Source organism: Neobacillus sp. SAB-20_R2A (assembly GCF_049568635.1).
Lineage (GTDB): Bacteria > Bacillota > Bacilli > Bacillales > Cytobacillaceae > Neobacillus > Neobacillus citreus.
The window spans coordinates 5660293-5673279 of sequence record NZ_CP145895.1 but is presented as its reverse complement, the minus strand read 5'-3'; the positions used below and the strand labels follow the sequence as shown (position 1 = coordinate 5673279).

The window sequence follows — 12987 nt, the reverse complement described above, 5'->3', positions numbered from 1 at the left end:
TATTGTCCTCCATTACTTTCCAGTAATGAACTGCGCTGTAACTCCCAGGGTGCAAAATCAAACCATTTTGAAGGAGGAAGTTACATGCAGAAGCAAGTGGAAGGGAACATCGAGTTAAAATCACAATTCACTGGAAGTAAAAAGGTATATGTCGAAGGGGCAAGACCTGATATTAAGGTTCCGATGAGAGAAATTCAACTTAGTCGAACCGTTGCTGCTTTTGGAGAAGAAGAAAATGAGCCTGTTCGGGTCTATGATACGAGCGGCCCCTACACAGATTCGAATTATCAGGTCGATATTCAAAGCGGACTTCCAGCATTGCGTAAGAATTGGATTCTCGAGCGGAATGATGTGGAGGCTTATGTTGGAAGAGAAATAAAGGCCAAGGATAACGGATACCATGAAGGGGACCAACGTGCAAACCTTGAATGGTATCCCAATGTAAATAAAACACCCCTAAAAGCTAAAACAGGAAAAAATGTTACCCAGATGCATTATGCCAAAAAAGGCATTATTACCCCTGAAATGGAGTACATAGCCATTCGTGAACATAGGGACCCGGAATTTGTTCGTGCGGAAGTTGCCAGCGGGAGAGCGATTATCCCAGCCAATATCAATCACCCGGAAAGCGAACCGATGATTATAGGACGAAACTTTCATGTGAAAATTAATGCAAATATCGGGAATTCGGCTGTTACCTCCTCTATAGAGCAAGAGGTTGAAAAAATGACGTGGGCAACTCGCTGGGGCGCCGATACCATCATGGATTTATCGACCGGAAAAAATATCCACACAACGAGAGAATGGATCATTCGCAATTCTCCCGTACCAGTCGGAACGGTCCCAATCTATCAGGCACTTGAGAAGGTAAATGGGATTGCCGAGAATTTAACATGGGAAATTTACCGCGATACGTTAATTGAACAGGCGGAACAAGGCGTCGACTATTTTACGATCCATGCCGGCGTTTTGCTGCGATATATTCCTTTAACGGCAAAACGGACAACAGGCATTGTATCCCGCGGCGGCTCGATTTTGGCGCAATGGTGCTTGGCTCATCATAAGGAAAATTTCCTCTATACTCATTTTGAAGAAATATGTGAAATCCTGAACCAATATGATATCTCTGTTTCTCTGGGAGACGGGCTCCGTCCAGGCAGTATTGCCGATGCAAATGATGAAGCACAATTCGCAGAGCTTGAAACGCTCGGAGAATTAACAGACATTGCCTGGAAACATGATGTGCAGGTGATGATTGAAGGGCCTGGTCATGTACCGATGCATATGATCAAAGAGAACGTCGATAAGCAAGTGGAAATTTGTAAAGAAGCGCCATTTTATACGTTAGGACCTTTAACCACCGATATCGCACCAGGATATGATCATATTACTTCAGCTATCGGAGCGGCGATGATCGGCTGGTTTGGAACGGCGATGCTCTGTTATGTGACACCCAAAGAGCATCTAGGCTTACCGAACAAAGATGATGTTCGGGAAGGAGTCATTGCTTATAAAATTGCCGCTCATGCCGCTGATTTGGCCAAAGGGCACCCCGGTGCACAAAAAAGAGACAACGCTTTATCGAAAGCCCGTTTCGAATTTAGATGGGAAGACCAGTTTAATCTTTCTTTGGATCCGGAGCGTGCAAGGGAATACCATGACGAAACATTGCCATCGGAGGGGGCAAAAACAGCCCATTTTTGCTCCATGTGCGGGCCAAAGTTCTGTTCGATGAGAATATCACATGACATTCGGGAAAAGGCAGCGAGTAAAGAAGTGGACATCGAAGAAGGCATGAGAAAAAAAGCGGAGGAATTTATTCATGATGGATCAAGAATTTATCGATGAGACGAATTCCATTAAGGTAATAGAAATAACTGAAGAAATCACATCCTAAAACAAAAAATTCATATCTTGGAAAAGGAAATTGAAAACATCCAGCAACATTGCAGGCATCTATTTTCCGAATCCTATGGTATGAGGAAATGCCGAAAGTGCGGTTTCGCAGAAAGCACCTATTATTGATTTCCATTAACCTAGTCACAAAGGAAATCCCGGTTTAATAGCCGGGATTTTTTAATGACGCTATTTTCCTTAGGAGTTTTGTCCTGAAATTGGCGGTGGGGTGTTTTTGTTGCGGTAGATTGTAGGGCTTGGGCATATGTTAAAGAGTCAGCTGATTATACCTAGAATACACGAGGACCTACGTTGCTTTAAAGAGAAATCTGTCTATGGTTGTGTTAAAATGGAAAATAAAGGAGGGGTTTGTCTTGAAAAAAGTTGCTGGGCTTTTGCTTGCGGTCGTGCTGGGGGTTTTGCTAGCCAGCTGCAGCAAGGAGCCAACGCCACAGGATCGATTCTCGGAATACATAGCCTTATGGAATAAGCAAAAGTTTGCAGACATGTATAATTACCTTTCGAATGATGCCAAAAAGAAAATCTCTAAAGATGATTTTACGAACCGCTATAAGAAAATCTACGACGATTTACAGATTACGGACCTCAAGATTGACTTCAAAAAACCGAAAGACGATAAACAGGCGGATAAAGAGCAAGCCAAGTATTCTTTTAGCGCCAAAATGAATAGTGTCGCGGGGCCAATTAATTTTACCGAAGAAGCCCTGTTGAAAAAGGAAAAAAAGGACGATAAGGAAAACTGGTTTGTGGACTGGAACCCGGGGTTCATTTTTCCAAAAATGCAGGAGGGCGACAAGTTGAGCTTGAGCACGGTACCGGCGAAGCGGGGCGAAATCGTTGACCGGAACGGCACGGGGATGGCTGTGAACGGCCAGGTGTACGAGGTCGGAGTGACGGCCGGGGACATTGCGGCGCCGGTGATGGAGCAGCTGGCTTCTTTGTTGAAGATGACGCCGGATCAGGTCGACAAGGCGTTGAAGGCGAGCTGGGTACAGCCGGGGATGTTTGTTCCTTTGAAGAAGGTGTCGATGGACGATTCTGAGCGGATTGCTCAGCTCGTGGCGCTCGAGCCAGTGAAGACGCGCAAGGTGGACGCGCGGATTTATCCGTACAAGGAGGCCGCTGCGCAGCTGATTGGCTATGTCGGTCAGATTACCGCGGATGAGCTCGAGAAGCGGAAGGACAAGGGCTACACGAGCCGCGATGTGATTGGGAAGCGCGGACTGGAGCAGGTGCTGGATGAGCAGCTGAAGGGCCAGAGCGGCGTGAAGATTGTGATTAAGAAGAAGGCCGGCGGCGAGGAAGTGCTCGCCGAAAAGCCGGTTGCTGATGGAAAAAATGTCAAGCTGACCATTGATGCGGATTTGCAGGCGGTGGTGTATGCGGAGATGAGTGGTGGAGCAGGTGCCGCTGGGACCGTGGCTGGAGGAACTGCTGGGGCTGGTGCTCCGGCTGGCGAGGTCGGAACGGCGGCTGCGATGAACCCGGTGACAGGGGAAACACTGGCGCTCGTCAGCAGCCCGTCATTTGACCCGAATCAGGCTGCGCTTGGCTTCTCTGCGGACGAATGGAAGGCGCTGCAGGATGATGCCCGCCAGCCGCTGTTAACGCGCTTTAAACAGGCATTTGCACCTGGGTCTGTGATGAAACCAATTACGGCAGCTGTAGGGCTCGCAAGTGGCGCGATTAAGCCGGACGAGGGTGTGCAGATCCTCGGGCCGAAATGGCAGAAGGATGCATCCTGGGGCGGCTATTTCGTGACCCGGGTGCACGAGGGCAGTCCAATCAATCTCGAAAAAGCGTTGGTGTACTCGGATAATATTTATTTTGCACAGGCCGCGTTGAAAATGGGGAAAGATGGCTTTTCTGATGGCTTGAAAAAGTTTGGCTTTGAAGAGCAGTTACCGTTCGCCTATCCGCTTGAGACTTCAAAGATTGGATCATTGGGAAGCGATATTGCGCTAGCCGACTCAGGTTATGGCCAGGGACAGGTGCAGATGAGCATTGTTCATTTGATGAGCACCTATACGCCATTTGTCAATAATGGCAATATGATTAAGCCGATACTGTTGGATGAAGAGAAGCGCGGGCAGGTGTGGAAGGAAGGCGTTGTTTCTGCAGACAATGCTGGTTTGATTGCAGGGGACTTACGCAAGGTCGTTGGTGATGCCGGAGGAACTGCCCATGCTGCAGAAATGGCCGACAAGCCGCTTGCTGGAAAAACCGGAACAGCGGAATTCAAGCAGAAACAGGGCGAAACCGGGCTCGAGAATGGCTGGTTTATTGGCTGGAACGTCAATTCGCCGAATCTGATGGTGGCCATGATGGTCGAGAACGTAAAAGACAGGGGCGGATCGGGCATTCCGGTAAAAATGGTGAAGAATATTTATATGAAATGGAAATAAGTTAGTGGTTGAAGCACCTGGCCTAGGGGCCAGGTGCCTTTTTTGTGGGGAAAGTACCCGGTTTTGGAGCGCTGAGGCCATTGGAAATTACCTTTTTTTAATTTACTCGCTTTGTTTTTGGGTTTACTCGCTGGATTTGTGAGTTTACTCGCCGACTTTTGATATTTACTCGTCTATTTTTATATTTTACTCGCCTGAATCTAGAATTTACTCGTCAACCCCTATCTCGAGCGACTGAACTTCCCAAAAAAGGTAACTTTTCAATTACCTTTTTGGAGTGATTACCATTAATTTGGATATACTTTCCGATTTGGTGCGTTTACTTTCCAAATGGGGACAAATATTTTCCAGATTCATGATTTTACTTACACTTTTTGGCCGAATACTTACCAGAATACCTGACTTACTTTCCAAACTTATTTTTCAGGGGGAATTCACTCCAAAAAGCCAGGCGGCGAGCCAGGCTTAGGTAACATATGAGATCCTTTTAAAATTTACTCGCTGGATTTTAGGTTTTACTCGTCTAAAGATAGGAATTACTCGTCAACTTTTGACATTTACTCGTCTATTTTTATAATTTACTCGCCTGAATCTAGAATTTACTCGCCAACCCCTATCTCGAGCGACTAAACCACACAAAAAAGGTAACTTTTCAATTACCTTTTTGGAGTGATTACCATTAATTTGGATATACTTTCCGATTTGGTGCGTTTACTTTCCAAATGGGGACAAATACTTTCCACAATCATGTTTTTACTTACACTTTCTAGCCAAATATTTTCCAAAATACCTGATTTACTTTCCTAACCCATTTTTCACGGGGAATCCGAGTGCTCAAGAGCCGGCCGCCACTGATATTTTTCCAGATCAATTACCCCATTCAAACCCACTGCCACGCCCTCGGCCTCGAGCGACAGCCATTGTTCGTTGTAGCCCTCGTCATCCTGCAGGGCGATTTTTCCTTGGGCGTTGACGACCCTGTGCCAAGGCAGGCGGTGTTTCCTGCTCATGGAGTGGAGGACGCGGACGACTTGGCGGGCGGCGCGGGGACTTCCGGCGAGCCCCGCAATTTGTCCGTACGTCATGACTCTCCCCGGGGGGATATTTTTTATAATCGAAATAACTTTTTCCGTAAAAGGTGTCACTGTCATTAAATCCTTTCTTAAATAACTTAACCACATTATATAATATTAAAAACGATTCAATATCACAGGCACTACAGAAAACTCTTTTTCAATGTTACTTACCACATTTCAATGTTTTTTTACCAAAACCCCAAATTTTCACAATACAAACACATCAAACACATATATTTTTCATCCGACAAATTTCTTGGGAAATAAAGAGCGGCCCGCGATTATTTCTGCATAAACCATAGACGTGGCGCGGGTTTGGGGCTTTTTTCCTAAATGTCGAAAAATCACTCGATATTTGAATTTTCTAAAAATAGTCCAATACCTTGTCCCGTTTGTGTATTTTGTGCATAAACCCGTATCCAAGCTAATACAATGTTACAAACCTTTATACAAAGAGAGTGTTTGAGGTGAGGAGTCGTTTGAAGTTAGCGGGTATCCAGCCGGGGACATGATTATTCATCGTATGATCAGAAAGTGAAAACTTTCTGCCGTGTGACATGCAGGGCGAAATTTGGTGCCTGACACCATTCGTGGATACTGTCCACGTGGGGTGGACAATTCCAAATTCGCGTAAGCGCAAACATGAGCCAGTCAGCAGCTCGCACGGAAGCAGTATTCAGTCGAAGTGATAAGCGGGTCTCATTTCACACGTCTCACATCCAATTTAGGGAGGGCGAGAGTGTGCACGATTACATCAAAGAGAGGACTATCAAGATTGGGAAGTATATCGTGGAGACGAGGAAAACAGTTCGCGTCATTGCGAAGGAGTTTGGCGTATCCAAGTCTACAGTCCATAAGGATCTAACAGAGAGACTACCTGAGATTAATCCTGAGCTTGCAAACGAAGTGAAAGAAATTCTAGATTATCATAAATCCATTCGTCACTTAAGGGGCGGCGAGGCGACTAAAATGAAGTACCAGAAAGAAGAGAAAGAAGGAGAGGCTGTAAAATAGGCCGAGATTTTTTTAAAAATAAATGCCAATTAAAGAACTGGTGCCTTACACCATTTCTTTTTTTTACAAAAAAATGTCCCACCTTCTCAAAGAATTTCCGATTCCGACAACATTCAGCAAAAAATTACATTGATTGTTTTAAAATGTTATGGATATTTTAATGAATGTGATAGAATAGACAATTAGGTAGAAGGAATCCGTCTTGAGGAGGAAAGGAAAGAGAATGTTTGCAAGGGATATTGGGATTGATTTAGGAACAGCCAACGTGTTAATCCACGTGAAGGGCCGCGGCATCGTATTAAACGAGCCTTCCGTAGTTGCAATCGACAGAAACACAAACCGGGTTTTGGCGGTCGGCGAAGAAGCGCGCCGCATGGTTGGACGTACACCAGGAAACATCGTCGCAATTCGCCCGTTAAAGGACGGCGTTATTGCTGACTTTGATGTAACAGAAGCAATGCTGAAGCATTTTATTAATAAACTTAATGTTAAAGGCTTTTTATCAAAGCCGCGCATCTTAATCTGCTGCCCAACCAACATCACAAGCGTTGAGCAAAAGGCAATCAAGGAAGCTGCTGAAAAAAGCGGCGGGAAAAAGATTTATTTAGAAGAAGAGCCAAAAGTAGCGGCGATTGGCGCGGGCATGGACATCTTCCAGCCAAGCGGCAACATGGTAGTGGATATCGGGGGAGGAACGACGGATGTGGCCGTTCTGTCAATGGGCGATATCGTGACTTCTTCCTCCATCAAAATGGCGGGCGACAAGTTCGACATGGAAATCTTGAACCACATCAAGCGCGAATACAAACTGTTGATTGGTGAGCGCACAGCTGAGAACATCAAAATCAACATTGCTACTGTCTTCCCAGGCTCTCGATCCGAGGAAATGGAAATTCGCGGCCGTGATATGGTCAGCGGTCTGCCACGCACAATCACCGTTCGTTCGGAAGAAATCGAGCAATCATTGCGGGAATCTGTGTCCGTTATCGTTCAGGCTGCAAAAAGCGTTCTTGAGCGCACACCACCTGAGCTATCTGCCGACATCATCGACCGCGGCGTCATTTTAACAGGCGGCGGTGCACTTCTTCACGGCATCGACATGCTGCTTGCGGAAGAGCTGAAGGTACCTGTTTTAGTAGCGGAAAATCCAATGGACTGCGTCGCCATCGGAACAGGCATCATGCTAGATAACATCGACCGAATTCCAGGCCGTAAGCTAGGATAATAAAACTGAATGTGGTAAGACCTCTTACCAATTTCCAAAAGTCTAATGATAACGGCTGGACAAGCCTGGGTCATTGGGCTTTTTTTGATGCATGGGGACGGTTCTTGTGCCTCACTTTTAGGTGAAGCACGGGGACGGTTCTCGGCCTCAAAAAGGACTCAGGATAGTAAATGGACCCAAGATGGAAGTAAACCTCAAAAATAGGTAAGTAAAACACCCGAAATGGAAAGTAAATTTCAAAATCGGAAAGTAAATCCTCAAACTCGGAAAGTATTGGAAATCAACTTCCAGAAAACACCCCCTGAACCTCAGCTTGACCCCATTTTCTGCGCTTATTTTACATCAATTTACTTTTTCTTGTAAAAAGTTAATGTATAATCATGAATAATTTTTTATAATAGAATAAAATGTGCATCGTGTGTGGCTTCAAAATGGTTATAATATGTATTAACTCTAATCCCGTGTTGGTTGATGGGCAAAATCCTTTAAAAAGGAATGGCGGGATTCAAAGGGGAAATTAAAATGTCATTAAATAATGTAGAACAACAGCAATTTCAATCGCGAGAGGAATATAAAAAGGCAAAGACAGATTCCGTGCAAAAGGTGGACACAGCCGCTGTTAAAGAAAGAAACACAGCGGAAGCAGAGCCGCAGAACCATGTCCGCATCAGAGTGCGGCTAATTCCAATCTGGCTTCGCCTCGTACTCTTGGTGGTGTTTTTCTTTGTCAGTCTTGTGGCTGGGGCGGCGGTCGGTTACGGTATCCTTGGCGGCGGCAATGCAGCCGATGTTTTTAAGGGATCAACTTGGACACATATTCAAGATTTAGTTGATAAAAAATAAACCGGGAAGGGCTTAGCCCTTCCCTTTTACATATCACAAATAGTACAATAAGAAATAAATATCTGTTCCTAGTAGGAGGTACTAAACTAAATGCTTGATATTAATGAAATCAAAGAAATTATCCCGCACCGCTACCCATTTTTGCTAGTGGATCGAATTTTAGAGGTGGAAGAGGGAAAAAGAGCGGTCGGCATTAAAAATGTTTCCGCCAATGAAGAATTTTTCAACGGCCATTTTCCGGATTATCCAGTCATGCCTGGGGTGTTAATCGTTGAAGCACTCGCGCAGGTCGGGGCAGTTGCCGTTTTGAAAAAAGAAGAAAACCGCGGCCGGCTGGCGTTTTTTGCAGGAATTGACAGCTGCCGTTTTAAAAAGCAAGTAAAGCCGGGCGACCAGCTGCGCCTTGAGGTGGAAATGGTGCGTTTGCGCGGACCAATCGGCAAGGGCAAAGCCGTGGCAACTGTGGACGGCGAAATCGCCTGCGAAGCGGAAATTACTTTTGCACTTGGGGAAAAGAAGGAATAAATTTAGGGCTTATAGTGGGTTTTGGCGAGTAAAATTTGATTTTAGACGAGTAAATATATAAAGTTGGCGAGTAAATTCTGCAATTAGACCAGTAAAACTACAGAACTGACGAGTAAAGACCGGGGGATAACCCTCGGCCTTTTTTACATGCAAAAAAATTCCATTCAAATTTTAAAAAACAACGGGAAAGCTATAAGTGTTAGGCAATAACATGAAAGTTGAAGGGAGTTTTTTGCTTGAAGAAGAAGCTGTTTATGCTGCTCACCGGTTCTGTATTGTCGGCGATGATGCTGGTTGGCTGTAATAATGCAAGGAACGACATAAACCCGCCGCCGCCAAGGGTTGATAACGATTTGAATGACAATATGGATCGCAACGACCTGAATAATCGGAACAACCTGAACGACCGCGACAGGATGAATAACCGGTTGAACAACGATTTAAATGACAATCCGATGGACCGACGCAACCATTATCCGGAGTCTGAGGACAAGAACACACCAACTGACAAGGACTGGATTAAGGACAACAACACTAAGCAGGAAGATATTATCGAGGATGATATCGACGTAAAAGACCGCGACAACAAAGACGAATAAGGCAAAAGGGGACAGGCGCCAAAACGGCACGCCTTGTCCCCTTTTTTTATGAAAATCCCGTCATCATTAAAGCTGCCGCGAGAATAGCAAAAATGATAACCAAAATATAAACGATGATGGCCAAAATCGTGATAATCCAGCCAAGCACCTTTCGTCCGGTTTGAATGAAATAAATTCCAAGCGCAATGGCCCCGAAGAAGAATCCTAAAATAGCCCATAGCCATGGCCTCTTACCGCGCTTCGGTGCGTCCACGGCTAAAAAAATGGCAATTATGACGTTTACAATCCAACTAGTCCAACTCATCTCTTTCTTCTGCCCCCTCCCAAATTTCTCCATATATATATCAATAGTATGGGGAGGATTTGTCGAAAAAGCAAGATAATTTTTCCAAGAAAAAACCAGCCCGAAGACTGGTATAAGCTTTACGTATTCTGGACCTTCAGCTTCGGCTTGCTCTTCATTTTATCCTTGAATTCGGCAAGGAGGGCATCTCCTGATAAGCCTTTTTGAATGAGGCTGTCGAGCAATAGCTCCGAATAGTCGCTTTTGTTACGGCGCAGATTACCTAAAAATAGAACGCTTGCGTGTTTTTCGAATTTCGTGAGTGAAGCGATTTTCGTTTGAAAATAAGCGGGTGCGTTTTCCTTCTTCGTAATAACGGCCTCGACAATGACTTCGCGGTTTTGCTCAGATATTTTTTTAAAATAATCATACAGGGAGAGATCAGTGGTGTACGCCTCAATCAGCCAGGTGGAGCGTTCGTCTTCTTTGTTGAGAATCAGGCCGTCTTCGAGCGGAACTTCAACCGATTTGTCATTTTCCACAACTTCCAGCGAGAATAATTTAAACGTCTTCATTACCAACCTCCTGTTTGTTTTTTCCTAATTATAACATACGCAAAAAAGAAGCAAATGTCGAAAAATATTTGACCGAAATAGGATTTTTAATTTATTTGTAAAAAATTGAGCCCATTCGTGACAAAAAACCTCTCGAAAATTGCTTTTTCGAGAAAAATCGACCTTGAAACGGGCTGTATCGCAATTTTACTTTGCTTATGAGCGGGTCTAAGATGAAATCATCAAATGTTGGAGGAGATGATACCTTGATTAATCAAGTAACGCTGGTTGGCCGCTTGACGAGGGACCCGGAATTGAATCAAACGACGGAGGGAACGCCGGTATCGCACATTACCTTGGCAGTGAACCGAAATTTCCGCAATCACAATGGCGAATTTGACACGGATTTTGTACAGTGCACCCTGTGGCGAAATGCCGCCGAAAACACGTACAAATATTGTCGAAAAGGGGCGGTCGTCGGGATCACCGGACGGCTGCAAACCCGCCATTATGACGGGCGGGATGGAAAAAGGGTATACGTAACAGAGGTCGTGGCGGAAACGATTCGGTTTTTAAGTACGAAACCGCAGGGGGCGGTGGCCGGGGAATCTAGAGCTGGGTCTTCGGCGTCGGTTTCTGGAGCTACAAATGGGCAGGGGACGAATCCCCCTGGACAAAGTTCAGCCGCGGCATCCGGAACTTCGGGGGCAGCGGTCCAGTCCCAAACTGCTGCACCTGGGCCAGCCCCTACAGCTGAATCGATTGCTGCATCATTACCATTTTAAGAGATGGAAAAAAGGAGGGGCTCTACCTTGGGTGCTCATGAAGAAGAATACGTCCATAACCTCGAGCAGTTACTCGAAACGTTAATCAAAATGGTTGGAAAGGCCAATCAAAAGGTCGACAGCCTACAGCTGCGGGTCAGCCAGCTCGAATGGCTGATCAAGGAACAGCAGCAGGAAAAAAGGGAGCGCAGCCCGATTCGGATTTACTCGTAATAATGGGGTTTCACTTTGACGACGACCTTAGATTGGCGGAGATATTGGTAAAAGTAAATGCAGGCAGCGGCGCCACTGCCTGTTTTCAAGGAAAGTCTGTCGGTCACGATTCTCAACCAATTTCCCCGAACTGCCTACATTGAAAAAGAGAATCAAACATCTCTTCTGAACCAGCCTCATTTTGGAATTCCGGCAGTTTTTTTGCCGGGATTTTTTTGTATGAAGGGATTGGTATAAAAACCCACGATTTGGCCATACTAATAGCAAAACCCCCTGTTTTTAAAAAGAAGCCGCTGACCTCGTGTCAGCGGCTTCTTCGATTTTCTAAAACCTCACGCTAAATCTTATCTCTATGCCGCTTATTAGCCCTAACAAGGCTCGCGATCATATCCGCATAAAACGCCCGGCGCTTAGGTGCCATTAAGTGGAGCTCCACCAGGGCCTTCTTCAACTCAGGTTCTTTTTGAAGCAATTCATAAATAATCGCCAAATCGGGATTCTCCAGGGTTTCCTTGGTAAGAAAGCCTGGCTCCACCTGTGGGAAATCTCCATGATTCAACTCCCCGAGCAAATAATCCTTGTCTATTTTAAAAATTTCCGCAAACTGCAGCAATGTTTGATAAGTGGGTACGCTGCGGCCGTTCTCAAATCGGCTGATCGTCGAGCGATGCAAATTCATCATGCTCGCCAGCGTGTCCTGGGACCAGTTTTGCCGATCACGAAGCTTCTTCAATTTTTCCGCTAGAGACATCCTTTTCACCGCCATCATAAAAACAGATCCTGCCTTTACGATAACGGGAAAAAATGGATCATAGTCCAAATGTGCGTATCCTTCACATCAGGTGACGTGAAAAGAGTGCACGTTGAATAAAAAATATGATTTTCCCAATTTTGCTGAAAAGGAATATTAAAATTATTGTCGAATAATATGAAACGGTGTAGATAAATGTCAAAACAGGAGGTTTTTCATGGAAAAAACTTTTTTAGTAATAGTGGGTGAACAAATTAGCAGCAAGGAATGGCGATTAAAAAGAAAACCTAGTTTTATTGACATATTTATACTTTCATTTCAGTTACCTCACACAACTATGAACCCCTCATACCAATATATCCCCCTTGAAAACGGTGGGAAAATGCCCATTAATTTTTGTGAACAAGACTTCCAAATAATATACAACGAAAATAAAATACAGATTCTAGTTGGTGAAAAAGATCTCCCAGAGGAGGTAATCTATGAGATTCTGAGTCACTTTGTTCTAATTGATGGAAGCAAAGTGACAGCCCTTCGACATTTCCCTTTCGAAAAAACAAGTCTATTAGTAAGGAAAAAACGGCGTACCGTGTCAGCGGAAAAGCAACTTAAAGATACTAGTGATTGTTTTAAACTTGAAGGAGGAATACTTCGGAAATTGTAGTTTATAGCGGGAACCACCTTAAAAAGGCAAAAGATGGCGAGTATTTGGCCAAGTCTTTTGCCTTTTCTTTTTGGGGATGGATTTCCTCTGAATATCAAATTGGAAAGTAAATCAGGTTTTTCGGTAAGTATTT

Annotated in this window: 14 protein-coding genes; 10 read left to right on the top strand and 4 right to left on the bottom strand. The window is 44.8% G+C overall.

The window, feature by feature from the left end; all coding sequences use genetic code 11:
- Positions 1 to 84: 84 nt before the first annotated feature.
- Complete coding sequence (gene thiC / locus V5M37_RS27695; protein WP_423800079.1) at positions 85 to 1848, top strand: phosphomethylpyrimidine synthase ThiC; 1764 nt, start codon at positions 85 to 87, stop codon at positions 1846 to 1848.
- A gap of 422 nt (positions 1849 to 2270) precedes the next feature.
- Complete coding sequence (locus tag V5M37_RS27690) at positions 2271 to 4322, top strand: penicillin-binding transpeptidase domain-containing protein (RefSeq protein ID WP_423800078.1); 2052 nt, start codon at positions 2271 to 2273, stop codon at positions 4320 to 4322.
- Positions 4323 to 5137: 815 nt separating this feature from the next.
- Here the strand turns inward: V5M37_RS27690 and V5M37_RS27685 are convergent.
- Positions 5138 to 5467, bottom strand: a complete 330-nt coding sequence (locus tag V5M37_RS27685) for an MGMT family protein (protein WP_423802693.1) — start codon at positions 5465 to 5467, stop codon at positions 5138 to 5140.
- Positions 5468 to 6139: 672 nt separating this feature from the next.
- On the opposite strand from V5M37_RS27685, the gene spoIIID reads away from it, so the two are divergent.
- The 5 genes from spoIIID to V5M37_RS27660 all read left to right on the top strand — a co-directional run bounded on the left by spoIIID (position 6140) and on the right by V5M37_RS27660 (position 9604).
- Positions 6140 to 6412, top strand: a complete 273-nt coding sequence (spoIIID, locus tag V5M37_RS27680; protein WP_007086083.1) for a sporulation transcriptional regulator SpoIIID — start codon at positions 6140 to 6142, stop codon at positions 6410 to 6412.
- Positions 6413 to 6635: 223 nt separating this feature from the next.
- Complete coding sequence (locus V5M37_RS27675; RefSeq protein ID WP_213117187.1) at positions 6636 to 7637, top strand: rod shape-determining protein; 1002 nt, start codon at positions 6636 to 6638, stop codon at positions 7635 to 7637.
- A 522-nt stretch (positions 7638 to 8159) separates the two neighbouring features.
- Positions 8160 to 8480: a DNA-directed RNA polymerase subunit beta gene (locus V5M37_RS27670; protein WP_423800077.1), complete on the top strand. Its 321-nt coding sequence runs from the start codon at positions 8160 to 8162 to the stop codon at positions 8478 to 8480.
- A gap of 90 nt (positions 8481 to 8570) precedes the next feature.
- Complete coding sequence (gene fabZ / locus V5M37_RS27665; RefSeq protein WP_378586710.1) at positions 8571 to 9005, top strand: 3-hydroxyacyl-ACP dehydratase FabZ; 435 nt, start codon at positions 8571 to 8573, stop codon at positions 9003 to 9005.
- Between the two features lie 236 nt (positions 9006 to 9241).
- The gene (locus tag V5M37_RS27660; RefSeq protein ID WP_423800076.1) at positions 9242 to 9604 is read left to right on the top strand and encodes a hypothetical protein; all 363 of its coding nucleotides are present in this window, start codon (positions 9242 to 9244) and stop codon (positions 9602 to 9604) included.
- 46 nt (positions 9605 to 9650) lie between these two features.
- On the opposite strand, the gene V5M37_RS27655 is transcribed toward V5M37_RS27660, so the two are convergent.
- Both V5M37_RS27655 and V5M37_RS27650 read right to left on the bottom strand, forming a co-directional pair.
- Positions 9651 to 9908, bottom strand: a complete 258-nt coding sequence (locus V5M37_RS27655) for a hypothetical protein (RefSeq protein WP_423800075.1) — start codon at positions 9906 to 9908, stop codon at positions 9651 to 9653.
- A gap of 119 nt (positions 9909 to 10027) precedes the next feature.
- Positions 10028 to 10462, bottom strand: coding sequence for a YwpF family protein (locus V5M37_RS27650; protein WP_423800074.1), 435 nt, complete (start codon positions 10460 to 10462; stop codon positions 10028 to 10030).
- Between the two features lie 245 nt (positions 10463 to 10707).
- Between V5M37_RS27650 and V5M37_RS27645 the strand changes: the two genes are divergently transcribed.
- Together V5M37_RS27645 and V5M37_RS27640 are read left to right on the top strand one after the other, a co-directional pair.
- The gene (locus V5M37_RS27645; protein ID WP_423802692.1) at positions 10708 to 11226 is read left to right on the top strand and encodes a single-stranded DNA-binding protein; all 519 of its coding nucleotides are present in this window, start codon (positions 10708 to 10710) and stop codon (positions 11224 to 11226) included.
- 27 nt (positions 11227 to 11253) lie between these two features.
- Positions 11254 to 11439 (top strand): hypothetical protein, encoded by a 186-nt coding sequence (locus V5M37_RS27640; RefSeq protein WP_213118011.1) that lies wholly within the window; start codon positions 11254 to 11256, stop codon positions 11437 to 11439.
- 337 nt (positions 11440 to 11776) lie between these two features.
- Here V5M37_RS27640 and V5M37_RS27635 read toward each other — a convergent pair whose 3' ends face one another.
- On the bottom strand, positions 11777 to 12259 hold the full coding sequence (locus tag V5M37_RS27635; RefSeq protein ID WP_423800073.1) for a helix-turn-helix domain-containing protein: 483 nt from the start codon (positions 12257 to 12259) through the stop codon (positions 11777 to 11779).
- Positions 12260 to 12407: 148 nt separating this feature from the next.
- Here V5M37_RS27635 and V5M37_RS27630 point away from each other — a divergent pair, with 148 nt between their 5' ends.
- Positions 12408 to 12854 (top strand): hypothetical protein, encoded by a 447-nt coding sequence (locus tag V5M37_RS27630; protein ID WP_423800072.1) that lies wholly within the window; start codon positions 12408 to 12410, stop codon positions 12852 to 12854.
- The last annotated feature ends 133 nt before the right edge of the window (positions 12855 to 12987 follow it).